This window comes from Streptomyces sp. P17 (genome assembly GCF_032436805.1).
Taxonomy (GTDB): domain Bacteria; phylum Actinomycetota; class Actinomycetes; order Streptomycetales; family Streptomycetaceae; genus Streptomyces.
Map to the genome: position 1 here is coordinate 1 of NZ_JAVRBF010001344.1, position 244 is coordinate 244.

Consider the following 244-nt stretch of genomic DNA (forward strand, 5'->3'; position numbering starts at 1 on the left):
GTTGGCGCCGTTGCCAAGAGGGGTCTATCGGCAATTTCCTGTAGTACTTACGGGAGGTGACCTGTTTGGCTTTTTCCAAAAGCGGCGGCAGGCTGTTCTTTCCCTTAAGTTGGTGGTCTTGCCTGCAAAAGTTCCCGGGGTCCAAAAGTTGGTGACCCAATTACAAGAACAGCGTCCTCGTCAGCGTTACGGCGAACCGTTGCCTTTAGTCAAAAACCTGCGGGATTACCAACAAGGTGACCCC

The 244-nt window shown here is 52.9% G+C and carries 1 protein-coding gene; it reads left to right on the forward strand.

All coding sequences use genetic code 11. From position 1 onward, the window contains the following. Positions 1-244 (forward strand): hypothetical protein (locus RMT89_RS44915; protein WP_315889513.1); only part of this gene is annotated, 244 nt, incomplete at both ends.